The sequence below is a fragment of the Aquilutibacter rugosus genome (assembly GCF_036541335.1).
Lineage (GTDB): Bacteria > Pseudomonadota > Gammaproteobacteria > Xanthomonadales > Xanthomonadaceae > Aquilutibacter > Aquilutibacter rugosus.
Genome location: NZ_JAZHBO010000001.1, coordinates 792,467 through 817,446 on the forward strand (window position 1 = coordinate 792,467; position 24,980 = coordinate 817,446).

Genomic DNA, 24,980 nt, shown 5'->3' on the forward strand with positions numbered 1-24,980 from the left:
CCGACCCAGATGACTTTACCCAACACCTCCAAGCGCGTGAATCGTCTGGGCGCCGCCATTGCGGCCGTACTGACGGCCGGTGTGATGTTGCCCGCCGCCGCGCAAACGCAAACCACCAATACGACTCCAACGGCGACCTGTAGTGGGGCGGACTGCCCGCAGGATTCGAGCGTGCTGTTTAAGATCGGCAGCCGCAGCGAGTTGGATCCGGTGACTACCGGGACCAGCGAGCGTTCGGGTGATCGCGCATTGCAACCCGACCGACGTGTGACCATCAGTGCAGCGCCGCGCGTGGCGCCGCCCGCATTGCCGAGTCCGGACAATGTCAACGGCCAGACTTGGAGTGTCAGTCTGCCCGACGGCGGCATGATTTGGGCAACCGAGGATCCGACGCTGGGCTCGACGCAAATGAGCGTGTCGGGTTCCTCGTACGCAGCTTTCGAGAACGGACACATCACCAAGCCGGTGGCGTTTACCGCGTACAGCAACTATGCCTCCTTCATTCGCAAGGCGGAGATTCTGGTTTATCGCGCCAACGATACTGACCTGGTGTCGCCACTCGCCACGATTGAAGTCGATCCGGCACCCGTCATGCAGGCCGAGTGGGATGGCGTATGGGCAGACTCCGCGCATGCACGTGTCGGCGATGAGCTGATCTATGTCCTGCGTGCCTATGGCGATGGCAACGCCGTCGACGAAACGTTTCCGCAACGGCTGCAACTGCTGTCACCCGAAGAAGTGCAGCGAGGCAATGAAATCGGTCGCCGCCAAACAGAGCGGCTAACGGGCATTGCACTGAACATTGATCAGGCGCTGCAGCAGCAACGCATTGATGCAACCTACGGCCGCTCCACCTTGCGCCAGCAGAATATTCGCGTTGCGGGCTCGAGGATTCGTATCCAGGGGCGCAACGTGCCCGATGGATATTCGCTCACCATCAACGGCGATACGGTACCGGTGGACTTGGAGCGCAAGTTTGTCGCCGAGTACCTGGAGCCGATCGGTGCGCACGCCTACGCGGTGCAACTCAAGCAGGGCAGCGATGTCATCGATCACGCCCTCAATGTCAATGTCACCGGCAAATACTGGTTTGCCGTTGCACTGGCCGACCTCACATTCTCCGGCAATGATGTCAGCGGTTCGATTGAACCGTTCCGCAATGATCCACGTGCCGACGAGGACTTGCTGACCGAGGGCCGCCTGGCCTTCTACCTGAAAGCCAAGACCCGGGGCCGCTACCTGATTACCGCGCAGGCCGACACGCGCGAGCGCGAAGTTCGCGATCTGTTTACCGGTTTCTGGAAGGCCGACCCGCAGGATGTATTCCGCCGCCTGGATCCGGATTCCTACTACCCGGTGTATGGCGATGATTCCACTACGTATCGCGATGTGGACACCATGGGTCGTCTATATGCCCGCGTTGACTGGGATGGCAATCAGGCTCTGTGGGGCAACTACAACACCGGACTGACGGGCACGGAGTATGCACAGTACAACCGCTCACTCTACGGTGCAGCGCTCGACTGGCGTCAGCGCAAGACCAATGCCTGGGGCGATCCGCAACGGCAGCTGCGTGTGTTCGGTTCCGATTCGCAAACCGTTCCGGGCCATAACGAGTTCGAAGGCACCGGTGGCAGCCTGTACTATCTGCACGATACCGATGTGCTGCGCGGGTCCGAGCGCGTCGTGATTGAACGTCGCGATCCGACCACCGGCCGCGTGATGAGCACAGTGGAACTGGCGCGCGGTGCCGACTATGACATCGATGAGCTGCAAGGTCGCATTCTGCTGAGCCGCCCGCTGGAGCGCATCACGCGCGATGGCGTGCCGAGCCTGACTACCGACGCGCCGCTCGCAGGCTATCTGCAGGTGCTGATGGTGGATTACGAGGCCGTGCCCGCCACCGGTGCACCTAAGAACATCGGCGTCGGCCTGCGCGGAAAGCAGTGGTTTGGCGATCACATCGGTGTCGGTGTCACTTATGTTGACGAAAATCGCTCCGGCGACGATTACAACCTGGCCGGCGTGGATTTGACGCTGCAGGCCGGCAAGGGCACGTATTTGCAAATTGAACAGTCACGCAGTCATGCCAGCAGCATGGATGTGTACCGCTCCGATAACGGCGGTCTGAGCTTTGATCCGATCACCTCGGGTCGACCGGATCAGAAGGGCACCGCACGCGCCATCGAAGCACGCATGAATTTGCGCGAGCTGGGTTGGACGCAAAACGACTGGTCCGCCGCAGCCTGGAATCGCAATGTCAGTTCCGGTTATTCCGTGGCGCGCTATCAACCCGGCGTTGAGGTGCATGAGACCGGTGCCGAGCTGATGGGCCAAGTCACGCGGGCCATGTCACTCTATGGTCGTTACAGCAAGGCAGAACGTGGCGACGATGCACTGGAACAAGGCCAGCTCACGGCCGAGTGGCGTCTCAACGAGAACACGAGTTGGGCTGCCGAGTGGCGTCGGGTGACAGAAACACGCCAAGGTTTGAGTGCCACGGGTGATCTGGCCGCACTGCAGTTCAAGCACCGCGCAGGCAGTCAATGGGAATACTGGCTGACGGGACAAAAGACCCTTAGCAATGACGACGGACGCTATGCCGATAACGATGCGCTGGCGGCCGGCGCCAAATATCTGTTTGGCAATCTCTCCAGCATTGGTGCCGAAGTGACAACCGGCGACCGTGGCGATGCGGCCCAAGTCAACGCCGAATACCGCCTCAGCGCCGATCACAGCTTCTATGCGAATTACACAACGGTTACTGACAGCACCCAGCGCGATCCGCTGTTTAATCCGCAACTGCAGGATGGCTGGACCCTTGGCCAACGCTGGCGGCTTGGCAATCGCATCAACGTCTTTAACGAAAGCCAGTACCTGAAGAGCCCGAACGATACCGCGCTGAATCATGTGTTCGGTATGGATTTCTATCCGTCCGCCGGTTGGAACGCAGGCTTCAAACTGTCCAATGGCCGCATCGACAAGAGCAACGGTGAGGTTGAGCGCAAGGCAGTTAGCGTGACGGGTGGTCGGACCTCGGAATCGACGCAATGGCAGAGCAAAGTGGAATGGCGACGGGATCGCGGCGTGGAACTGCGCGAGCAATGGGTCACGACCAATCATTTGCAGCGCAAGGTCAACGACAGTCTGCGGCTGGCCGCGCGATTCAACTGGTCTGAAACGACCGATGCCCTGGACCCGACCGCAGGCGCCAAGTTCGTCGAAGGCAATTTCGGCTTTGCCTATCGCCCGTGGGACAACACGCGATATGCACTGTTCGGACGCTATACCTATTTGTACGACGTCTCTGCGTTGCAGCAGACCGGCGAACGCGTGGCGTACTATGACCAACGCTCGCAGGTGCTCTCGCTCGAAGGCATCTACCACCCGAGTCCGAACTGGGAGTGGGCCGGCAAGATTGCACGCCGCGCAGGCGAGGTCCGTTACGGTCGCCTGCAGGGTGAGTGGGCCGATGCGGATACCACTTTTGCGGCAGCTCAAGTTCGTTACGGCATCGGTCAGACCGACTGGAACGTGCTGGGCGAATACCGCTGGCTATCCGTGCGTCCGGACGGTGGACGCCGCAGCGGTGCGCTGCTCGCAGTGGATCGCGATATCGGTCGCAATTTCCGCATTGGCCTTGGCTACAACTTCACCGACTTTAGCGATGACCTGACCAACTTCGATTACGATCATCGAGGTTGGTTCCTGAACATGACGGGACGATACTGATGTACAGCGGCGTTGCAACTTCATTGGCACAGCGGATCGCACGCAGCACGCGCGCGACATGGCCAGCTGCCGCCGGCCTCATCATGGCCGCAATGGTCTGGATGCAGCCGACCGTTGCACAGGCGCAGGTTCAACGCAGCATCATCAACCCCAGTTTCGAAGCGCCGAATCTGGCCACCGCGGGTTGCCGTGTTTACATTGCAGAAAGTCAGGTCCGGGGCTGGTCGACCAATCACCCCAATGCCAATACGGAAAACAGTGGCGGTTGCGTGGTGCCTGCAGGCTTTGCACAAAACGCGCCGATCATCGAACTGTGGCGGACCCCGCGGACCAATAACAGCCCGACGATCATTGCACCCGACGGCTCGCAAGTTGCCGAATTGAATGCTGCTACGACGTCGCGTCTGTATCAGAACGTCTGTATGGTCAACGGCGAATCCTTTAACTGGGAATTCCGTCATCGCGGTCGCGTCAGCGCGACCAGCCCCGACGTTGCACGTTTTGTGCTGGGCTCGAATCAGACCTTGGTCCGCGCCAGCACTACCAATGCGGGCGCGGCCAGTGCAACCTACGGCGCCGGCGCCAGCGGTCAGAGTGGCTATCCGCAGACCAGCAACGGTTGGGGTGTGTATCGCGGCTCGTTTACCTATTCGGGCCCCAGCGGTGAGACCAGCTTGGGATTTGAGGCGCTCAGTACCGGCGGCACCAACCTGGCCGAAGGTAACTTGCTCGATGCGATTCAAATCAACCTGTTGCCGTTCGTAGAAATTTCGCCGGGTAGTGCATCGGGACTCGAGAGCAGCTCGGGATCCATTCCGCGGCTGCGGGTTGTCGGTACGGCGGCGAGTGCCTTCACGGTCACCGTCAACATCACCAACAATGGCCAGCCGGGTGCGGCGACATTGGGTACGGACTACACCACGTCCAGCGGCACGACCACCATGACCATCACGGTGCCGGCCGGTACCTACGACGGTGTCAGCAACGGACTGTTTACTCTGCCGATTACGATTCTTCAGGATTCGAATGTCGAAGGCAGTGAGCCGATCGCATACAGCATGGTGCCACCGCCGTCGAACGGTTCGTTCCTGCTCAGCTCCACTACCAGTTGCGGTGGCACCGGTGTCCGCAATGGTACCTATACGATCATCGATGACGATGCGCAGCTCAGCCTGAGGAAGAACCTCACGAGTATCACGCCGGTAGCCGGCACACCCGGCCGTTACCAAGCCGTCTATACCATCGACGTCACCAACCCCTCGGGTGTCACCGCCAATTACGGCCTGACCGATCAGCCGGGATTTGATCCCGATGCGGTGATCAGTTCCGCCACGGTGAGTTTGAACGGGGCCGCAGCTACTTCGGTCAACACGTCCGGTGCGGTGTGGACCTTGCGGTCGCAGTGGCGTGCCTTGGCGGCAGGGGCAACCGATACCTATACGCTTCGCATCCTTCTGGATGTAACTCGGCCCGGCACCACGGCTAACGACGCCTGCACCAGTCCAAGTACTGCGGGTCACGGTCTGCACAATATCGCGACGGCGACGCTGCAGAGTCCGAGCACCACGCTGACGGAGACCGCCTGCGACACGACGCCCACGCCGGTCTGGGTCACCTTGCGCAAGACCCTGCAGCAACGCAACGGTACCGATCAGATTGCGGCGCGTATTTACGTCGGCGGCCTGTTCACGACTGCAACGACGGCGACCACTTCGGGTTCTACGGTGCCTGCAACTGCAGTCACCGCGACGCAGACCGTGGAGCCCGGCAAGACCATCCAGTTCGGCGAAACGGTAAGGGTCGGTGGCACCGGCGCGGATACATCGCCCGCAGCCTATTCGCGCGACATTGTCTGTACCAATGCAGCCGGTGCCGGGTCGTCGACGGTGTTGCCGTCCGGCAGCGGCACGATTACCGATAACGTCGCGTTTTGGGATGCGATCCGCCCGGCCGCAGGCGATGACATTTCCTGCGTCATTACCAACTCCCTCGGTACCCAACTGCGGTTGGCCAAGACTTGGGTCGGTGGCATGGCAGGCGACACGGCGACCGCCACGACGACCGGTGGCGCACAAAACGCTACGTTCAATGCATCGGCGCCTGCCAGTGCGACCGGTGCCTATGTCAACGTGGTGCCCGGCAATGTGGTGACCTTGCCCGCTGAGACGGGCACCAATATGGAGTTCTATACGCAGTCGGTTGCATGTACTGGCGGCACGACGCTGGCAGCAACAGTGCCGCCGGCACAGATCACAATAGCGAGCAATTCGACGCCGACTCAGTGTACGTACACCAATACCCGACGGCCCTCGGTGGTGGCGTTGAGCAAGACCTCGGTCGGTGATGTCGGCACGTTCGATTTCGCGTTGACCGGATTCGACAGGACTGCCGACAGCATCACCACCTCGAGCAGCGGCGTCGCCGTGAACTCGACGAATATGCCATTGCGGGGTACCGCGGGTGTGGCCGCCTCGATTGTGGAGTCGGCAACCAGCGCCCAGGGATATTCCACCTCGTATGTCTGTACAGACACCAATGCGGCTGTCACCGGCAACTCGCCGTTGACCGGTAGCGGTCGGACTATCAGTTTCAGTGCGGCGAACATGGGGGCGGGCGCGGCCTGGAACTGCGCCTTTACCAATACCAAGAACACCACGCTGACCGTCTCCAAGATTTCTCAAGGTGCGACCGGGACATTCAACTTTACGGGTAGTAACGGCATCGCCGATCACAGTATTGTGGTGTCGGCTGTCGGTGTGGCCACAGTAGGTACCACGCAGACCCTGACGGCGCCGGGACAACTCACCCGTATCCACGAATCGGCGTTGCCGGTGGGCTTCGAACTGCGCGACATTGGGTGTTCTGTCAACGGCGGCAGTCCGATCACTGTGACCAAGGTCATCAACGGCAATGCCGGTGGTTACGCCGATATTTCCGCGGCGGACACCGCGGCAGGCAACGACATCGCCTGTACGTTTACCAACGCCGGGCGGGCAACGGTCCGATTTGCGAAGGCCAAACTTGCCAACGACAGCGTGGCGGTCAGTGCGAGCTTTAATACTGCGACCGGCGGCAATCTGTCGAGTGTGCCCGGCACGATCACTTCAAGCACGACGGACGGTGTGGCGGGCACTCCGGGTGCAGCGGTCGACATTCTGACCTTGGGCGCCGACGTCAAAGTCATTGAGATTCCGGCGGCGAGTTATCGTTTGGGTTCCGCCACCTGTACCGACCTCAATGGCGCTGCCAGTGGCAACGGGACCGCGCCCTTTACGGCGACGGTCGATCCGGCGACCGGCTTAGTGACAATTGACTCTGGCCACGTACTGCCGGGCGCCTCGCTGGAGTGCACACTTGTCAACGTCAAGAATGGGTCGATCACCGTGCGTCTGGACAATATGCCAGATGGCGGACAGGCCATGGGCTACACCACGACCGGTACGGGTCTGAGCAATTTTGCACTCGACGACGATGGCAATAACCTCAACGCCTATCCGGCAGCGAAAGCATTTTCGGATCTGCAACCCGGTGCATACTCCGTAACACAGGCCGTGCTGCCGGCAGGATGGAGTCTGCAGTCTCTCGATTGTGTCGGTTCCGTCTCGGGCACGACGTCGTACCCCTCGACTAGCACGGCTAATATCAATCTGGCGGCAGGTGAGTCGGTCATCTGCACGTACAAAAACTCCAAAGCGCCGACCTTGCAGATTCGCAAGCGGAGTGACGGCGGTGTCGGTACCTTTTCCTTCACCGGCGACAACGGATTTGCCGGCACGAGTATTACCACGACTGCGGCCGGCGTGATCGCTGAGGGTCCGGTCCAGGCGCTGGCTGCCGCTTCAACGCAAACGGTGATTACGGAACAGCCTGTTTCAGGTTTTCAAATGACCGGCGCGAGCTGCACAGGCTTGAGCACGGGTGGCGTCGCGACTGTCGACACCGGTGCGTCCAATGTGACACTGGATGCGGCGGCGACTGCGCCTGGCTCGAATATCGTCTGTACGTTTGTCAACACCAAGCAGCCGCGCCTCACCTTGGAGAAGGTGACAGCGGGGTTTGACTTGGCCAGTCTCACCGGGTTGCCGGTCGAGCTCAAGGTGAGCTACTCCGGCAACCCGGATATTGTGCAGAACCTAACGACTTCCGTTGCCGATGTCCCGGTGGCGGGCGCAGCGCTGCTGATGTTGCCCATTGGCGTTCCAATCACGGTGTCGGAAGCACAGGATCCCCACGGCTCGTATTTCCTGAGTGACATTACCTGTGTTAACAATGCCGGCGGCGCAACGGGCAGCAGTTTCGGAACGCATACCATTAATAACAACGATCCGCTGAATCGCGGTAGTCGCACAATCACTCTGGTGGCCGGTGCCGACGTGACCTGTCGCTTTACCAATACCCTTGCGGACACCCAGACCATCCAGAAGACGGCAATCGGCGGTGATGGCTCGTTTGTTTTCGGAATCACTCAAGTTAGTGCTCCGACCACCGGCGGGCTCTCCTCGATCGGTGAAACGATCGTCACGCAGACGGGCGCCGGTGTCAAAAGCTTCTTCGCCGGACCTATCGGTGCCTTGACCTACCGGATTCAGGAAATCAGCAGCTCCATCCCATCTCAGCTGGTGGATATCGAGTGTACGGGGCCTTCGACATTCACCTACGATATTCCGAACAAAACCGCGACCATCACGATGGTGTCGGGCGAACTGAACAGCTGTAACTTCACCAACGTCCGCAAGCCGGTCGTCCGCATTGCGAAACGTTCCATTGGCGGCACCGGAGAATTCACATTTACCGGCGGCAGCAATGGCTTGGAGATCTTCAATTCTGCTGCCATTACAACGACAGCGAGCGGCACGACGGTCACCCATCCGACGAGCGTCACGCTACTGGACGTTACGCAAGATACCTCAATCACCGAGGTCACAGACGCCGCGGCCAGCTGGAGCACCACCTGGCAGTGCGCCGATACAGCCACGGGTCAGCAGGTACTGGCCAGCGGCACGGGCACAACACTGACCGTGCCGAGCAGTGTCGTCAGGGCGAATGGCGTGGACTTTACCTGTACCTTTACCAACACCAAGTCGCCGACCCTGACCATCGCCAAGCAAGTCCGCGGTGGAGTCAATGTACCATTTGACTTTCAGGTCACCGGTGGCGGCCTGGTTACAGCCCAAACGCATACCCTGACGCCCTCAGCTGAAAACATCTCGTCCACGGCTTCGGTGACCGGACTGAGTCCCAATGTCAATCTGACCATTGCCGAACTCGCCAAAGCAATTGATGCCCTGCCGGCGGGATCGTCTCCGGCCATTCCGGACTGGCAAGTGCTGTCGCTCAGCTGCGCGGACAACCCGGGTGGCCAAACCGGTAGTTCGCTGGTGGGTGCAACGCCAATGCTGAACACTCTGCGCAACGGCGGTTCGATTTCGGGCTCGCTGGTGCCGGGTGCCGATGTGACCTGTACCTTCGTCAATGCGCATACCGTCACCGGTCGTGTCGAAAAGACCACGCGCGGTGGCAACGGTACCTTTACATACGATCTATGGGTCAATCCCGGATCGCCGGCGGGCCCGCCGAATTTGACGATTCCGCTGACGGTCAACAATGCCACTGCAACCGCCAATGGGCAGCAGTCGTTTGTGCAGGAGTTTCTGTCGTCGGGTACCGGCACGTTCCGTCTGCAGGAACAGTTGCAAGCCGGTTGGCAGCTGACGGCGCTAAATTGCAGCCTGCAGGGCTCCACGGGCGCGCTCACGGTCAACAGCACCGATCTGGCCACCGGTACGCTCAATGCAACGGTCGCGGCAGGTTCCGACGTTCTGTGTAAGGCGACTAACGTGCGTGTTCCGCACATCACCATTAGCAAGGAATCGTTCGGCGACGATGGCTCATTCGAGTTTGCAGCCGGTACCAATGGCTTGCCGAGCTCGCTGATTCTGACGACTGGCGGTTCGGGTTCGCCCTATACCGCCAGCTCCACGGCGTATCAGGTGGCCGATGTGATGGCCGATGCGACCATCACTGAGGTGGTGCCGGCGGGTTGGACGCTAAACGGCATGCAGTGCGTACGCAATGACGGAGGCAGTGCGGTTTCGGTTAGCAGTAGCGGCTCGACGCTGACCATTCCTTCGAGTGTATTGCAGGAAGGCAACGATCTCACCTGTACGTTCACCAACACCAAGCAGACCCGTCTGACCGTCGTCAAAGATGCACGGGGCGATGCAGCGAGCTTCCCGTTTACGGTGACCGTTGCCGGTACGCCGAGCTCGTTCCCGTTGACGACGTCGACGTCGAACTCCACCGCGCAACAGGTGATCGACAACATCACTCCGAACGTGGCGATTACGGTCAGCGAAGATAGCAGCGGGTTCCCGACCGGTTGGAGCTTGCCCCCGGGCGGTATTCAATGCGTCAACAATCCCGGCGGCACCGTGGGCAGCACGCTGGTCGGAGCGACTCCGAGTCACGTTCCGACGTTCCGCGGCGGCTCGATTAGCGGTCAACTGGTCGCCGGTGCGGATGTCACCTGTACGTTTACCAACTACCAGAACGCAACCGGTCGCATCGTCAAGACGGCAATTGGCGGTGACGCCAGTTTTGATTACGACATGTACATCAACGTGACGTCGCCGGCGGGACCGCCTGCAGGGACCTATCCCGTAATAACCGCGGGCGGCACAGGGACTATTGCAGCGCAATCATTCCCGGTGTTGTCGACGGGCAACTTTGTGGTGCAGGAGCGCGTCAAGGCGGGCTGGGAGCTCACCGATGCTAATTGCGTGCAGGACGGCGGTACGGGTCTGCTGAGCAACGTCGTGGTCAATGTGCCGGGCCGTTACGTCTCCGGTCACGTGGAGCCGGGCGCCGGCGTTCGCTGCGACTTTACCAACGTGCGCATACCCACAATCAGCGTGATGGTGCAGTCCAACGGTGGGGTCGGTCCGTTCATCTTTAACGGAACCAATGGCTTGCCGTCCGCACAGACGACCACAACCGCAACATCCAACGTGCCCGCCCCGGTGTTTACGGCACCGGTGACAAACGTCGGTACCGACACCGTGATTAGCGAGACGGTTCCGGCCAACTGGTCACTGACAAGCGCGCAATGCCTCGACTCCGATGGCGCTACGGTCACTGCAAGCCTGAGTGGTGGGCAGCTGACCGTGCCTTCGAGTGTGCTGATGAAGGGCAAGGACCTCACCTGTACGTTCATCAACAGCGCCCACGCCACGTTGAAGATCGTCAAGGTGGTGCGCAATAACAACGGTGGAACCGCGGACGTTGCCGGCTTTAACGTCAACAGCTCGGCAGGCGCCCTGACGTTTACGGCGACGGGTCCGGTCAACTTCGAGACCACTTACACCTCGCAGGATCTGCACGTGCCGGCCGGTACGTACACCCTGGCCGAAGGTATGGTCACCAATTACGTCAACGGCGAATGGGTGTGTACGGGTACGGGTGTGGTCAGCTTTGTGGGTCTGTCGGCCGGCGGCTATGTCGAGCTCGAGAGCGGTGCCGATGCCACCTGTTCCATCCTCAATGACGATACGAGTCAGGCCGACATTGCCATCGTCAAGACGAACGCCAACGGCGGCGGCAATCTGATTTCGGGACAGAACACCACGTACAATCTAGTGGTGACCAATAACGGCCCGTCGTGGGGCAATGGTGTCATTCTACGCGATACGCCGTCACCAAACCTGTCCGACTGTGCGGTGACTCAATGCAGTGCAACGGGCGCTGCGCAATGTCCGGCGGATCTCACCCGGATTCTGGAGCCTGCGGGTGCGGCGATCTCGGCATTCCCGGCGAATACGCAACTGAACCTGACCGTCAGCTGCAAGGTGCAATGACGCCGAGTCAGGCGATGCACTTCGCGTCGCCTGACTTATCGCAGGTGGAGCAGTACCAACGCGATGGCTGCCGGCAGTGCCTGGATCCATAGGATCTTGCGGCTGGCGGTGGCTGCGCCGTAGAGGCCTGCCACCAGAACGCAGGTCAGAAAGAACACCTTGATGTAGAACGCCATCGGCTCAGAGGTCGTTAGCAGGCCCCAGATCAGACCGGCCGCCAGGAAACCGTTGTACAGGCCCTGATTGGCCGCCAATACCTTGGTCTGCTTGGCAAACTCGGCGGTCATGCCGAATGCCTTCTGTCCCTTGGGGCCGGTCCACAGAAACATTTCAAGGATCAGGATGTAGATGTGGATGGCGGCTACGAGGCCGACGAATAGTTGGGCGAGAGTATTCATGAGCCCGTCATAAGGCCTCAGAATGCAGCGAGGCTCATCGGGCCGGCCATAGAAAGGATCGGGACCGGGAGCCGTCCGATCGCTCCAAACACGGGTAAGCGATTGAACTATTCAATGTCAACATGACTTCTGCCAGTGCACCGCCCCACCGGTTTGATGCTCCAATGGGAGATTATTTTTGACACGAGGGGTAGGGCATGCGCAGAAATTCATTGGCATTGAGCTTGGCGCTGGCGATTGGGCTGGCAACCGCGACCACGGCGACGGCGATAGCAGCGACACCGGCCAAGGCCACGACGACGGCCAAAGCGTCTGCTGCGACTGCCGGTTTGACCAAGGGACCCTGCGTCCAGGGCGTGTGCGAATACACCCTGGCCAATGGCATGCACGTCTTGCTGGTGCCCGATGCCAGCAACGGCCAGACCACCGTGAACATCATGTATGGCGTCGGTAGTGTGCAGGAAGGCAATGGCGAAACCGGCATGGCCCACTTGCTGGAACACTTGCAGTTCAAGGGCACGCCCAAGCACACTAATATCCCCGAGGAAATGAAAGCGCATGGCGTCAAGTACAACGCCACCACCTCGCTCGATCGCACCAATTATTTCGGTCAGTTCCCGGCCAGTGACAAGACGCTCGAGTGGCTGCTCGATCTCGAAGCCGACCGGATGGTGAACTCGTTCATTGCGCGCAAGGACCTGGACAGCGAAATGACCGTGGTCCGCAATGAGATGGAGAACGGCGAAAACAACCCGGTAAATGCAGCGCATGAGCGCCTGATGTCCACGGCCTACCTGTGGCACAACTACGGCAAGAATACGATCGGTGCCCGCAGCGACGTCGAGCAGGTTCAGATTCCTAATCTGCAGGCGTTTTATCGCAACTGGTATCGCCCTGCCAATGCAACGCTGGTGATCGGCGGTCGGTTTAATCCCGATCTGGCATTAAAGCAAGTGCAGAAGGCGTTCGGCAACATCAAAAATCCGGCGCAGCCGCTGCCCAAGTACTACACCGTCGAGCCGACTCAAGACGGCGAGCGTCGAGTAGAGGTGCGCCGTCCGGGTGACATCAAGCTGGCATTTATCGGCTATCACGTACCTGCGGCGACTAGCCCCGATACGGCACCTTTGCAGGTGCTGAACAACATCCTCTCGTATCAGCCGACGGGACGACTGTACAAAGCGCTGGTTGAGACCAAGCTGGCCGTGCAGGCAGGTCTGGGTGCGCAGGCCTCGCGCGATCCGGGACTCGCCACCGGCATGGTGGTGGTCAGTAAGGACGGTGATGTCGCCAAGGCCGAGCAAGCCTTCGAGCAGATTGTAGAGAATCTTGCACAGAACCCCATCACGCAGGAAGAGTTGGATCAGGCGCAGCAACGCGTTGCCGCGAGCATTGCGCGTGCCGACGACGATGCCAATGCCACGGCGCTGGGATTGACCGGCGCCTTTGCACAAGGCGACTGGCGTCTGTACTTCTATCAGCGTGATGCCATCAGCAAGGTCACGCTGGCCGATGTGAACCGCGTCGCCAAGGCCTACTACCTGCCGAGCAATCGCACGGTGTCGACTTTTATTCCGGACGCCAATCCGCAACGGGCGGTGATTGCCGCCGCGCCGCTGGCCGCCGATGTGCTCAAGAACTACAAGGGGGGTGAGGCCAAGCAGGCCGGTGAGCAGTTCGATGGCACCCCGACCCACATTGAGAAGCGCGTCGAGCGACTGCAGCTGACGCCGACCCTCAAGGCCGTGCTGCTGCCGTACAAGACGCGCGGCGCCTCGGTACAGGTGGCGGGACAGTTCCGCTTCGGTAACGAAAAAGAACTGTACGGGGTGTATCCGAATGCCTTCGTCGGTGGATTGCTGATGATGGGCGCCAAGGACCTGACCCGTGACCAGATCTCCAAGCAACTGACGGCGCTCAAGGCCGGCGGTAGTGTCAGCGGTGGCAGCCAGTCCCTGAGCTTGCGTGCCGATGCACAACGCGACTCGGTCGTGCCGGTCATTCAACTGCTGACGCAAGTGGCCCGCACCGCTACGGTGCCGGATGCTGAGTTCGAGCAAGCGCGCACGCAAGCGATCACCTCGCTCGAGATGCAACGCCAGGAACCGCAGACCTTGGCCAGTGAAGCAATGGCAGCGCATTTCAATGTGTGGCCGAAGGGGCACCCCAGTGCTTACCGTCCGCTGGCTGAGCGCATCGCCGAGATCAAGGCGCTGAAGGTCGAGGATCTGCGTGCATTCAAGCAGCAGTTCTACGGCACCGCACAGGGCGAAGTGACGATCGTCGGTGACTTTGATCCGGCTGCGGTCAAGGCAGAGCTGAGCAAGGCCTTCCCGGGTTGGACCAGCAATGTGAAATACGCCCCGATCTCTACGCGTTACAACGCCATCGCCCCGGTGACCGAGCGACTGAATGCACCCGACAAGGCCAATGCGTTTGTGCTCGCACGCGTGAACATGCCCTTGAACGATACCGATCCCGATTACCCCGCACTGCGCGTGGCCAACGACATCCTGGGTGGCAGCACGCTCAAGTCGCGTCTGGGCGATCGTCTGCGCCAAAAAGAAGGCCTGACCTACGGCGTCAGCTCCCAGATCCGCGCCGATTTCAGCCTTGAAGGGCATGATGACGACGGCTACCTGATGATCTACGGCATCACGGCGCCGGAGAACGCCGAGAAATTTACGGCAGGCGTGCGCGATGAGTTGGCCAAGTTTGTCGCCACCGGCGTGACCGAAGAAGAGGTCAAGACCGCGGTGGCGGATATTCTGTCGTCGCGTACGACGGCGTTGACGAAGGAACAATCGCTGGTGTCCGTGCTGGCTGATCAGGCCTACCGCGGTGAGACGATGGCAGACTATGCCCGTCGCACCGAGGCATACAGCAAGCTGACCGCCGCGCAAGTGAATGCGGCCATTCGCGCAAAGATCAAACCGGAAGCACTGAGCGTCTTTATGGCCGGCGACTTGTCCAAGTTCAAGAAGTAAGAGACGGGCTTGGGTATTGAGGAGATCCTGGTACTCGCCGCCTCGTTTCTTGCAGGACTAATTGATGCGGTGGTTGGCGGTGGCGGGCTGGTTCTGTTACCGGCCCTGTTCGCCACGTTCCCGGGCGCCGCACCGGCCACCTTGATCGGCACCAACAAGACCGCTTCGGTGTGGGGGACCTCGGTGGCGACGTGGCGCTATGCCCGTCGCGTCAATCTCAACTGGCGCGTGTTGCTGATCGCGGCGGGGGTGGCCTTCGTAGGGTCGTTGCTGGGTGCGTATGCGCTGACGCTGATCAATCCGGACGTCTTGCGCAAGGCACTGCCGTTCATTTTGTTAGTGGTGCTGATCTATGTACTGGCCAACAAGAACATGGGCTACGATCACGCGCCGCGCTTTACGGGGCGTCACGAGTTGCTGTTCGCGTGTGCCATTGGCATCGTGCTGGGTGTGTATGACGGCCTGTTCGGGCCGGGGACGGGGAGCTTTCTGATCTTTCTGCTGGTGCGAGTGCTCGGCTACGACTTTTTGCATGCCTCCGCCTCTGCCAAGGTCCTCAACGTGGCCACCAACCTGGCAGCGATCCTGCTGCTGAGCCTGAAAGGCCATGTGTGGTGGCAGCTCGGGCTCACGATGGCCGCCTTTAACGTGGCCGGATCCGTGGTCGGCGCGCACTTGGCGCTCAAGCACGGCAGCGGGTTTGTGCGGGTCGCCTTTGTGGTGGTGGTTTCGGCGCTGATTGCCAAGACGGCGTGGGATGCCTTCGCTTAGGAAATAGAGAACTATTTGGCACAATAATGTGTGAATTGCGTCACGCCCGGTTATCGGTTACAAAGGAGCTGCAATAGGCGCCGGTCCCCAAGACGGTCGACATCAAGTTGTTGCACAGGGGAATCATCGAATGCACGGATGCAAGCGCGTTGGCGATGCGGCAGCGATCCCTTCGCGATACCCGGCCCAGAGTTACGTGTCCGGTGACACGGTCAAAGAGACCTATTTCTTTAAGAGCGGAAGCGACTACTATCGCCTCAAGCTCGATCGCGATATAGACGAGGACAAGGCCGAGCTGTACACGCGCACAGGCGCCTCGGGCGAGTGGGAAAAAACATACTGTTCCAACGTCAACACGATGTTTGTGGCATCTCCATCCAAGGTGCCGGGCATTGAGCTTCTATCCGATTTCTATCAGCAATATGGCGAAGAGTGGAGACCGTAATTCAACGAAATACACATTAATCACTGCACTATCCCTTGCCGCCGTCTGCAGTGCCGGCGTCCTGCCTCGAGTTGCCGCAGCCGGTCCGTTGCCGGCCAACACCATATTGACCTGTACAACGGAGTCGGGTCGTCAGCTTGAGATTAATTACGCTCATTCCGCGCAGGCCTTTCAACTCAAGGTTGCCGGTGGGGCCGCTAAGACCAACGTGGATATCCTGAGCAAGCTCGGCACCGTTGATTTCGAGGATGACGAGGGACTGGTGAGCATTTACTTCTTCGAGAAGGCCGGCAACCGATATCGTTTCACTATCGATTCCTACGACGACGGCACGCTTGAGGCAGGGCTGTTTACTCGCAGCAACGGTGGCGCCTGGGCTGTTGACGGCTGCAAGACCATCGATGGCAATGCGGACTTTCAGACGACACCGGGCATGCCGCCTACATACGATGACCCTGCCGAGTTCTACCAAAAGAACGGTGACGGCTGGCGCCTGAAATAACGATTGAAGCTGTCGTCAGCCAGCGTAAAGATCCCGGAGGATTCAAATGCAATTAGCCATCATCGGAAGCGACCACCGTCCGGACATTCGCAGCGGTTGCAAACGGGGTGCGTTGGCTCTGATTTGTGCGCTGGCCTGTGTAGTCGGGACGGTATCCGCGGCTGAGACCTGGGCGCGGCTGGCAACGCTGAACGACGGAGGCATCGTCGAACTCGAGACGTCGAACGTCAGGCCGCAACGACATCTGGGCCTAAGTGACTACGTGGCCAGTCAGATGCCCACGCATTGGTCATCTATCGTTCGTTACACCTGGCCCACGGATCGTGTACAGGACGGCGTCAGTATTCGTTCCGTTCGCGTCAAACTCCTATGGATCTGCGAAAGTCCGATGAAAGTTGCGCAGTGGCGGTTTTGGGCCTTTGACAGCAAGGGCAACGAAGTAATCGACAAGGGCATGGATTTCGAAATGGATGATTCGCCGTCGTTCAGGCAGGTATCCGGCGACGATGAGCAGCTTGGCAAGCGCGTCTGTTCCATAGCCAAAAAATAACCCGCCAATCCCTCGTGCGGGTCATCGCGTTCTGATTGCCCCAGATCATCAGGATCTCAGGCCGGTGTTGCTAACGGGGTCAGCGCAGGGCATCCGTTTGGCGCTCTCTAAGCTCCTCGGCGAGATCCGGCCAGACTTGGTCAATACGTGCAATGAAGTCGTTGGTGCAGGCGATGGCATGGGTATCGCGCCCTTGCGCGTCCTGTCGAATCCAATCGATCACTTCCCAATAGGAAATCCACTGGATCGCTGCCATTAGTTCATCGTGGCCATACTGGCCGCGGGATCGGGTTTGCAGCCATGTCACAAGCTCTGAGATCGAGCCCTTTACGACGATGGCATCGTAGATGTGGTCGAAGGGGCGGGCATTTGACTCTAGCCACTCAATACAATGCTCGAGGCTGCTCGGAGATTCACTGGTTCTCATGCCTAGAACATACCGGGGCTGGGCGACGTTGTCCGGATGGCATTGGATTACCGAGGTGCGTTGCGTTGTATCCTGGGCATTGACGTGGACAATCTATAAACATACGTGGCACCCGAATCCAGCATGTCCAGCTACTCACCACTACCGAGTTCCGGTTATCTGTACGGAGACTCGGTACTGAACTTCGCCTCGACCGATTCAAATCTCATTATCGGTAAGCTCGCATCGCAGATGCCTACTGTGTCCCAGCCGGAAATAGCCGCCTGGACCGAGCAGATTGAGGTGTTGAAATCGAGTATTGTTGCGGACGCAAATGCTGCAGATCAAATATATTTCGAGTTTAAAATACCTCGTCTCGGTCGCCGAATCGACAATGTCTTGATACGCAATGACATTCTGTATGTCATCGAGTTTAAGACAGGTGAAAGCGAGTTCAGCAAGCATGCAATGGATCAGGTCTGGGACTATGCACTGGATCTAGTGAATTTTCACTCTACAAGTGAGCATGCCTCGATACTCCCAGTTTTGATCGCGACCGGCGGGTCACCACAAGACATTCGAGTTTATGGAACGCAGCATGGAGATGCGGTTGCTCGTCCTGTGCGGGGATCAAAGTCGCAGATTCTCGACGTAATTGCCGCCGCTGAGCAACATTTTTCGGGTAGTCGTGCGTCTTTAGAAAATTGGGAATCAGGACGATATAGTCCTACGCCTACAATTGTTGAAGCAGCAAAGGCTCTTTATGCCGGGCACGGCGTGGAGGAGATTTCGAGAAGCGATTCTGGTGCAGTGAATCTTAGGCTAACGGCATCGGCGGTTAGCGAGATTATTCATCGATCCCAACGCGAAAAGCAGAAGGCCATCGTTTTTGTGACGGGAGTGCCTGGGGCCGGCAAGACTCTTGTTGGCTTGGATGTTGCTACTAAGCACTCCAATGGTTCCTCTCGAGAGCACAGCGTGTTTTTGTCTGGGAATGGGCCATTGGTAAGTGTACTTACCGAGGCGCTTGCGCGAGATCGCGTCGATCGTGCCAAGTCGCGCGGCGAGAAAGTGATGAAGGGGGAGGCTCGGTCTGCGATCAAGGCGTTTATCCAGCTCGTGCACCATTTCCGGGATGCCTGTCTCGTCGACAAAGCTCCGCCTGTGGATCACGTTGCGTTGTTTGATGAGGCTCAGCGGGCCTGGAATCGGAAGAAGACATCTGAGTTCATGCGGAGTAAGAAGAATCAGCCGCAGTTCGATCAGTCGGAGCCACAGTTTCTGATTTCCTGCATGGACCGACACAAAGATTGGGCTGTAGTAGTTTGCTTAATTGGCGAAGGACAAGAGATTAACGATGGAGAGGGTGGTGTGTCTGAATGGACCACTGCTGTCCGTGAGTACTTTCCAAACTGGCAGGTCTATTTGAGTCCTGTGGTCATAGAGGATGTCGATGACGAACGACTAAAGGTTGACATCCATGCGCTTGCGGACCGTACACATGTTGTGGAGTCTTTGCATTTGAGTACCTCAATGCGGTCCTTTAGAGCGGAGAATCTAAGTAATTTTGTGCGTTGCGTTCTTGAGCTGGAGGTTGAGGAAGCCAGGGCTCATCTGTCATCGCTGAAAATTCGATACCCCATTGTTGTCACGCGAGACTTGAGCAAAGCCAAGTCGTGGGTCAAGGAGCAAGCGCGGGGCAGTGAGCGGTTTGGTATGGTGGTTTCCTCAAAGGCTCAAAGGCTTCGGCCAATCTCAATCGATGTGCGTCCAAAGATCGAGCCTATTCATTGGTTCTTGCACCCTCAAGAAGATGTGCGATCCAGTAATTTTCTTGAGGATGCAGCCACAGAATTTGTCGTACAAGGTCTGGAACTGGATTGGGCTTGCGTGGTGTGGGACGGGGACATGCGGATATCCGACGACAAGTGGTCCTATCACGAATTCAAAGGCACAAAGTGGCAAAGGGTCAAGCTGGACCAGCGGCAGCGCTATCAAAAGAACGCGTATCGCGTTCTTTTGACTCGGGCTCGTCAAGGCATGGTGTTAGTCATCCCAGAGGGTGACCCCGCAGACCCTTCTAGAAACCCAAATTACTATGATGGGATCTATCGCCTCTTCCAAAAAATCGGGGTCACAGAGATATAGAGGTTAAATGCGTGTGTCGCATCGTCAATGCGGAATTTCACATTAATCATCTCTTTGACAAGGGATTCATCGAATTCGAGCGGACAGGGAAAATAATCGTATCCAGTGAGCTGGACTACGAGGTCATGAATCGCTGGGCGATAAATGAGGGCCGAAATGTCGGCACGTTCTCGGCGGAGCAGTCCGAGTTTCTCGAGTTTCATCGAGACACGATTTTTCGATCGGGTTCCGGTTAGCGCTTGCCCGATGCGGCGCTGAGAATGCACAGCAAGTGCAGGATCAGGCCCGGAACGACTAGAAGGAAGTAGCCGATCACTACGGCTACTAGCCAGACGATGCCGGCGCCTACTTGGCCTTTATACATTTGGCCGGCGCCGGGAATGACGAGACTCAGAACCGCAGCGTAGGCACGGATCAGTCCGCGCTGCGCGTGCTCACCAGATGATCAACGACCGAGGGGTCGGCGAGGGTCGAGGTGTCGCCCAGGGCGCCGAGTTCGCCTTCGGCAATTTTGCGCAGGATGCGGCGCATGATTTTGCCGGAGCGGGTCTTGGGCAGGCCCGGGGCCCAGTGGATCACATCCAAGGTGGCGATGGGGCCGATGGTGGTGCGGACCAGTTTGACCAGCTCGGTGCGCAGGTCGTCGGATTCGGCGACTTCGGCGTTGAGCGTGACGTAGGCGTACAGACCCTGACCTTTGAGCTCGTGCGGGAAACCGACCACGGCGGCCTCGGCGACGTGCGGATGGGCGACCAGTGCCGACTCGACCTCGGCGGTGCCGATGCGATGGCCCGAGACGTTGATCACGTCATCGACGCGGCCGGTGATCCACCAGTAGTCGTCTTCGTCGCGGCGGGCGCCGTCGCCGGTGAAGTAGGTGCCGGGATAGGTGGAGAAGTAGGTATCAAAGAAGCGCTGCGGGTCGCCGTAGATGGTGCGCATCTGGCCCGGCCACGAGTCGGTGATGACGAGGTTGCCCTCGGTGGCGCCGCTGAGGGTCTTGCCTTCGGCATCGACCAGTTCGGGCTTGATGCCAAAGAACGGACGCGTGGCGGAGCCGGGCTTGAGGGCCGTAGCACCGGGCAGCGGGCTGATCATGATGCCGCCGGTCTCGGTCTGCCACCACGTATCCACGATCGGCGAGCGCGAGTCGCCGGCCACTTCGTAGTACCAGCGCCAGGCTTCGGGGTTGATCGGTTCGCCGACCGAGCCGAGCAGGCGGATCGAAGTGCGTTCGGACAGTTTGACGTTCTCGTCGCCCTCGCGCATCAGCGAGCGGATGGCTGTGGGCGCGGTGTACAGAATGGTGACGCGGTGGCGGTCGATAATCTGCCAAGTGCGGCGCACATCGGGATAGGTCGGGATGCCTTCGAACAGGACGGTGGTGGCCGCGTTGCACAGCGGACCGTACACGATGTACGAGTGGCCGGTGATCCAGCCGATGTCGGCGGTGCACCAGAACACGTCGTCGTCGCGCAGGTCAAAGACCATGCGATGCGTGTGGGCGGCATAGACCATGTAGCCGCCGGTGGTGTGCAGCACGCCCTTGGGCTTGCCGGTACTGCCGCTGGTATAGAGGATAAACAGCGGATCCTCGGCGTTCATGCGCTCGGGTTCGCACTCGACGGGCTGATTGCGGGTGACCTCATCGAACCAGCGGTCGCGCGGCATTTGCATGTTGACGGCGGCGTGGGTGTTGCGAACGACCAGCACCGTTTCGACGCTGTTGGTGCCCGGCAGTTTCAGGGCCTGGTCCACATTGGCCTTGAGCGGAACGTGTTTGCCGCCGCGATGGCCCTCGTCGGCGGTGATGATCAGTTTGACCTGGGCATCCTGCACGCGATCGGCAATGGACTGCGCACTAAAGCCGCCGAAAATCACGGTGTGAATAGCACCGATGCGGGCACAGGCCAGCATGCTGACGGCTGCATCCACAATCATCGGCATGTAGATGGCCACGCGGTCGCCCTTTTGGATGCCGAGCTGGCGCAGTGCGTTGGCGAGCTGGCAGGTGCGATCGTGCAGTTCGCGGAAGGTGACGCTGCCGCTGGGATAGCGCGGGCTGTCGGGCTCAAAGATATAGGCAATCTTGTTGCCTCGGCCCTGTTTCAAATGGCGGTCGAGACAGTTGACGGTGATGTTGAGTTCGCCGTCCTCGAACCACTTGATGCCGAAGTCGTCCTTGTGGAACGAGGTGTTCTTGATCTTGGTGGGCTGCTTGAACCACTCAAACGTGCCGGCGATCTCACCCCAGTAGCCATCGGGATCATGGATGGAGCGCGCGTACTGCTCGATGTACTGCTCATCAGTGCACAGCGTGCAGTCACACAGCTCTTGGGGAACGGGATACACGTCTTGCGTCACGTTTAAGGCTCCGGTAGCAGACTATAGAATAAGCCATAAGCCGGTAGCTCTAATGTGAGCCCGTCGTCGGTCAGTGCACCGGCCGTGAGACCGTGGCCGTCCAGCGGCGACAGACCCTTCGGCAGGTCAGACAAAGTCGCTGTAGTGCCCGACAGGTTGAACGCGCAGAACAGGGTCGAGCCCTCATGGGTACGCGTAAACGCCAGCACCGGCTCGGCGGTATCGAGCATGGTGATCGAGCCCAGGGTCAGCTCCGGCCTTGAAGCGCGCCATGCCGTAAAGCGGCGGAACCCGACCAGCACGCTGTCGGCATGATGTTCCTGCGTGTCCACGCTCAGCTGCAGGTGGCGCGGATCGACGGGCAGCCACGGTTTGGAGCCGTTATCGGAGACCATGAAATCGCCATGCAGGGTGTTGGCCCACGGCATGGGAGTGCGGCATCCGTCGCGGCCCTTGAACGCCGGCCAGAAGGCAACGCCGAACGGATCCTGCAAGTCCTCAAAGGCGACATCGGCCTCGGGCAGGCCCAGCTCCTGACCCTGATACACGCAGACCGAACCGCGCAGCGACAGCAGCATCGCGTTGAGCAGATTGGCGGCGTAGGGCGGGGCCTCATCGTGCAGCCAGCGGGTCATGACGCGTTGGACATCGTGATTGCTGATGGACCAGCACGGATAGCCATCGACCACGCGCGATTCAAAGGCACGCACGGTGTCGCGGATGTGCTGCACCGAGAACTCATCGGCGGCCAACTCAAACGAGTAGCCCATGTGCAGCTTGTCGGGGCCGCTGTACTCGGCCATGGTGGCGAGCGAGTCTTCGGAGTTGAGTTCGGCGACGGTGGTGATGCCTTCGTACTGATCGAACAGGGCACGCAGGCGCCGGATGAAGGGGATCATCTCGGGCTGGGTGTTGTTGTGATAGTGGTACTGGAAGGCGTACGGATTGTCGGGCGAGTAGCCGCGGCCGGTGCGCGCTTCGGGCGGTTTGGCAGGGTTGTCGCGCAGCTCACGGTCGTGGAAGCAGAAGTTGAACGCATCGAGGCGGAAGCCATCGACACCCTTGTCCAGCCAGAACTTGACGTTGTCCAGCACCGCCTCCTGCACTTCCGGATTATGGAAGTTCAGATCGGGCTGATCGACCAGGAAGTTGTGCAGATAGTACTGCTTGCGACGGCTATCCCATTGCCAGGCATTGCCGCCGAAGATGGAGAGCCAGTTGTTGGGTGCGCTGCCATCGGGCTTGGCGTCGGCCCAGACGTACCAGTCGGACTTGGGGTTGTCCTGGCTTTGGCGCGACTGCGCAAACCATTCGTGATCAATCGAGGTGTGCGAGAACACCTGATCAATAATGATGCGAAGGCCATGCCCGTGCGCCGACTCGATCAGCGCATCAAAGTCATCCATGCTGCCGAACATGGGATCAATGGCCCGGTAATCGGCAATGTCGTAGCCGAAATCACGCATGGGGGACTTGAAGAACGGGGAGATCCACAGCGCCTGCACGCCCAGCGATGCGAGGTACGGCATTTTGCCGATAATGCCCCGCAAGTCACCGATGCCATCGCTGTTGCTGTCCGCGAAACTGCGCGGATAGACCTGATAGATGACGGCCCCGCGCCACCATTCATGTTGCATGTAACTCACCCGGTTTTGGTTTGAAACACTATAAGAGAGTCCCGCCGTGCAGCATGGCGTTGTGGAATCGTATTCAGCGCCAAGGCGTTGGCGTATCATGTGCGCATGTCAAAGGGCAAAGTTACCTCATTCGACATCGCCTATCGGGCCGGTGTCTCTCAATCGACCGTGTCTCGCGCTATGAGCGGTTCGCCGCTGGTCTCGCAGGATACGCGTGAGCACATTCTGGCCATCGCCCGGGAGATGAACTACACGGTTGATAAGTCGGCGTCTAACTTGCGTCGGCAGCATTCGGCCACGCTCGCGGTCCTCATTTTCGAGGATCCGACCATTGATGACTCGCTGATCAACCCGTTTTTTACCACCTTGCTGGGCGCCATCCTTAAGAGCGCCGGGCAGGCCAATTACGATGTGCTGGTCTCGTTCCAGCAGTTCAATACCGATTGGCACGCGGCGTACTTGGACAGCAACAAGGCGGACGGTCTGCTGCTGCTCGGTTACGGGGACTATGTGGCCTCGCAGGGTGTGCTCGAGCGCTTGGCCGAGAGCGGCACCAAGTTCGTGCGCTGGGGCAATCTGCAGGGCAGCGGTGTCAGTATCGGTTCGGACAACCGTCAAGGTGGCTATACGGCGACCCGGCATCTGTTGCAGCGTGGTGCCAGGCGTATTGCGTTTATTGGCGATTGCAGCGAGCACAGCCCCGAGTTCCGGGAGCGCTATTTAGGCTATTGCGATGCCTTGGCCGAGTTCGGCATCGAGCCCGATCCGGCGCTGCAAGTCGGCGTGGCGGACAGCATGGAGGTCATGGGCGAGCGCGCAACGCAGCAACTGCTCGAGAGCGGTGCCCGTTTCGATGGCCTGTTCGCGGCCAGCGACCTGTTGGCCATCGGCAGTATCTATGCGCTGCATTCGGCAGGCCGTTCGGTCCCTGACGATGTCGCGGTCGTCGGTTTCGATGACATGCCTGTGGCCCGTTATCACAACCCGCCGTTGACCACCGTGCATCAGGACACCAAGCGTGCCGGGCAGGTCATGGTCGAGGCCATTCTGGCTCTGATTAAGGGCGAGGCGGTGGAGTCGCAGCAGATGGCGAGCGAGCTAGTTGTGCGCTCCAGTGCGTAAGAGCGGGAAATGGGAAATGGGAAATGGGAAATGGGAAATGGGAAATGGTGAATGGGAAATGGTGA

General features: G+C 59.4%; 14 protein-coding genes. 9 read left to right on the forward strand and 5 right to left on the reverse strand.

Going from position 1 to position 24,980, the window contains the following annotated elements; genetic code table 11:
• Window positions 1–9: 9 nt before the first annotated feature.
• Window positions 10–3,732 carry a hypothetical protein gene (locus V3390_RS03815; protein ID WP_331703415.1) on the forward strand — a complete coding sequence of 1,241 codons (3,723 nt, stop codon included), beginning with the start codon at window positions 10–12 and terminating at the stop codon, window positions 3,730–3,732.
• Complete coding sequence (locus tag V3390_RS03820; RefSeq protein ID WP_331703416.1) at window positions 3,732–11,585, forward strand: prealbumin-like fold domain-containing protein; 7,854 nt, start codon at window positions 3,732–3,734, stop codon at window positions 11,583–11,585. Before V3390_RS03815 ends, V3390_RS03820 begins: the two co-directional genes overlap by 1 nt.
• 35 nt (window positions 11,586–11,620) lie before the next feature.
• Here V3390_RS03820 and V3390_RS03825 read toward each other — a convergent pair whose 3' ends face one another.
• Complete coding sequence (locus V3390_RS03825) at window positions 11,621–11,983, reverse strand: DUF1304 domain-containing protein (protein WP_331703417.1); 363 nt, start codon at window positions 11,981–11,983, stop codon at window positions 11,621–11,623.
• Window positions 11,984–12,180: 197 nt separating this feature from the next.
• On the opposite strand from V3390_RS03825, the gene V3390_RS03830 reads away from it, so the two are divergent.
• The 5 genes from V3390_RS03830 to V3390_RS03850 all read left to right on the forward strand — a co-directional run bounded on the left by V3390_RS03830 (window position 12,181) and on the right by V3390_RS03850 (window position 17,238).
• Complete coding sequence (locus tag V3390_RS03830) at window positions 12,181–14,970, forward strand: M16 family metallopeptidase (protein ID WP_331703418.1); 2,790 nt, start codon at window positions 12,181–12,183, stop codon at window positions 14,968–14,970.
• A 9-nt stretch (window positions 14,971–14,979) separates the two neighbouring features.
• Window positions 14,980–15,741, forward strand: a complete 762-nt coding sequence (locus V3390_RS03835) for a sulfite exporter TauE/SafE family protein (RefSeq protein ID WP_331703419.1) — start codon at window positions 14,980–14,982, stop codon at window positions 15,739–15,741.
• A 130-nt stretch (window positions 15,742–15,871) separates the two neighbouring features.
• Window positions 15,872–16,186 (forward strand): hypothetical protein, encoded by a 315-nt coding sequence (locus V3390_RS03840; protein WP_331703420.1) that lies wholly within the window; start codon window positions 15,872–15,874, stop codon window positions 16,184–16,186.
• Window positions 16,187–16,292: 106 nt separating this feature from the next.
• Window positions 16,293–16,688: a hypothetical protein gene (locus V3390_RS03845; RefSeq protein WP_331703421.1), complete on the forward strand. Its 396-nt coding sequence runs from the start codon at window positions 16,293–16,295 to the stop codon at window positions 16,686–16,688.
• Window positions 16,689–16,734: 46 nt separating this feature from the next.
• The gene (locus tag V3390_RS03850) at window positions 16,735–17,238 is read left to right on the forward strand and encodes a hypothetical protein (RefSeq protein ID WP_331703422.1); all 504 of its coding nucleotides are present in this window, start codon (window positions 16,735–16,737) and stop codon (window positions 17,236–17,238) included.
• A 79-nt stretch (window positions 17,239–17,317) separates the two neighbouring features.
• Here the strand turns inward: V3390_RS03850 and V3390_RS03855 are convergent, their stop codons facing one another.
• Window positions 17,318–17,665 carry a hypothetical protein gene (locus V3390_RS03855; protein ID WP_331703423.1) on the reverse strand — a complete coding sequence of 116 codons (348 nt, stop codon included), beginning with the start codon at window positions 17,663–17,665 and terminating at the stop codon, window positions 17,318–17,320.
• A gap of 123 nt (window positions 17,666–17,788) precedes the next feature.
• Between V3390_RS03855 and V3390_RS03860 the strand changes: the two genes are divergently transcribed.
• Window positions 17,789–19,792 carry a DUF2075 domain-containing protein gene (locus V3390_RS03860; RefSeq protein WP_331703424.1) on the forward strand — a complete coding sequence of 668 codons (2,004 nt, stop codon included), beginning with the start codon at window positions 17,789–17,791 and terminating at the stop codon, window positions 19,790–19,792.
• A gap of 232 nt (window positions 19,793–20,024) precedes the next feature.
• Here V3390_RS03860 and V3390_RS03865 read toward each other — a convergent pair whose 3' ends face one another.
• The 3 genes from V3390_RS03865 to V3390_RS03875 are packed head-to-tail and all read right to left on the reverse strand — an operon-like array spanning window position 20,025 to window position 23,793.
• Complete coding sequence (locus V3390_RS03865) at window positions 20,025–20,156, reverse strand: hypothetical protein (RefSeq protein ID WP_331703425.1); 132 nt, start codon at window positions 20,154–20,156, stop codon at window positions 20,025–20,027.
• Window positions 20,157–20,206: 50 nt separating this feature from the next.
• The gene (acs, locus tag V3390_RS03870; protein ID WP_331703426.1) at window positions 20,207–22,156 is read right to left on the reverse strand and encodes an acetate--CoA ligase; all 1,950 of its coding nucleotides are present in this window, start codon (window positions 22,154–22,156) and stop codon (window positions 20,207–20,209) included.
• A gap of 2 nt (window positions 22,157–22,158) precedes the next feature.
• On the reverse strand, window positions 22,159–23,793 hold the full coding sequence (locus V3390_RS03875) for an alpha-glucosidase family protein (RefSeq protein ID WP_331703427.1): 1,635 nt from the start codon (window positions 23,791–23,793) through the stop codon (window positions 22,159–22,161).
• Between the two features lie 105 nt (window positions 23,794–23,898).
• Here V3390_RS03875 and V3390_RS03880 point away from each other — a divergent pair, with 105 nt between their 5' ends.
• Entirely contained in the window at window positions 23,899–24,915 is a 1,017-nt protein-coding gene (locus tag V3390_RS03880) for a LacI family DNA-binding transcriptional regulator (RefSeq protein ID WP_331703428.1), read from the forward strand.
• Window positions 24,916–24,980: the final 65 nt, after the last annotated feature.

What these genes read in the sequence shown, in the direction of transcription:
- V3390_RS03865 (WP_331703425.1), bottom strand. Translation starts at nt 20,156, where the DNA reads ATGTATAAAGGCCAAGTAGGCGCCGGCATCGTCTGGCTAGTAGCCGTA.
- V3390_RS03850 (WP_331703422.1), top strand. Translation starts at nt 16,735, where the DNA reads ATGCAATTAGCCATCATCGGAAGCGACCACCGTCCGGACATTCGCAGC.
- V3390_RS03840 (WP_331703420.1), top strand. Translation starts at nt 15,872, where the DNA reads ATGCACGGATGCAAGCGCGTTGGCGATGCGGCAGCGATCCCTTCGCGA.
- V3390_RS03855 (WP_331703423.1), bottom strand. Translation starts at nt 17,665, where the DNA reads ATGAGAACCAGTGAATCTCCGAGCAGCCTCGAGCATTGTATTGAGTGG.
- V3390_RS03880 (WP_331703428.1), top strand. Translation starts at nt 23,899, where the DNA reads ATGTCAAAGGGCAAAGTTACCTCATTCGACATCGCCTATCGGGCCGGT.
- V3390_RS03820 (WP_331703416.1), top strand. Translation starts at nt 3,732, where the DNA reads ATGTACAGCGGCGTTGCAACTTCATTGGCACAGCGGATCGCACGCAGC.
- V3390_RS03875 (WP_331703427.1), bottom strand. Translation starts at nt 23,793, where the DNA reads ATGCAACATGAATGGTGGCGCGGGGCCGTCATCTATCAGGTCTATCCG.
- V3390_RS03830 (WP_331703418.1), top strand. Translation starts at nt 12,181, where the DNA reads ATGCGCAGAAATTCATTGGCATTGAGCTTGGCGCTGGCGATTGGGCTG.
- V3390_RS03825 (WP_331703417.1), bottom strand. Translation starts at nt 11,983, where the DNA reads ATGAATACTCTCGCCCAACTATTCGTCGGCCTCGTAGCCGCCATCCAC.
- V3390_RS03860 (WP_331703424.1), top strand. Translation starts at nt 17,789, where the DNA reads ATGTCCAGCTACTCACCACTACCGAGTTCCGGTTATCTGTACGGAGAC.
- V3390_RS03815 (WP_331703415.1), top strand. Translation starts at nt 10, where the DNA reads ATGACTTTACCCAACACCTCCAAGCGCGTGAATCGTCTGGGCGCCGCC.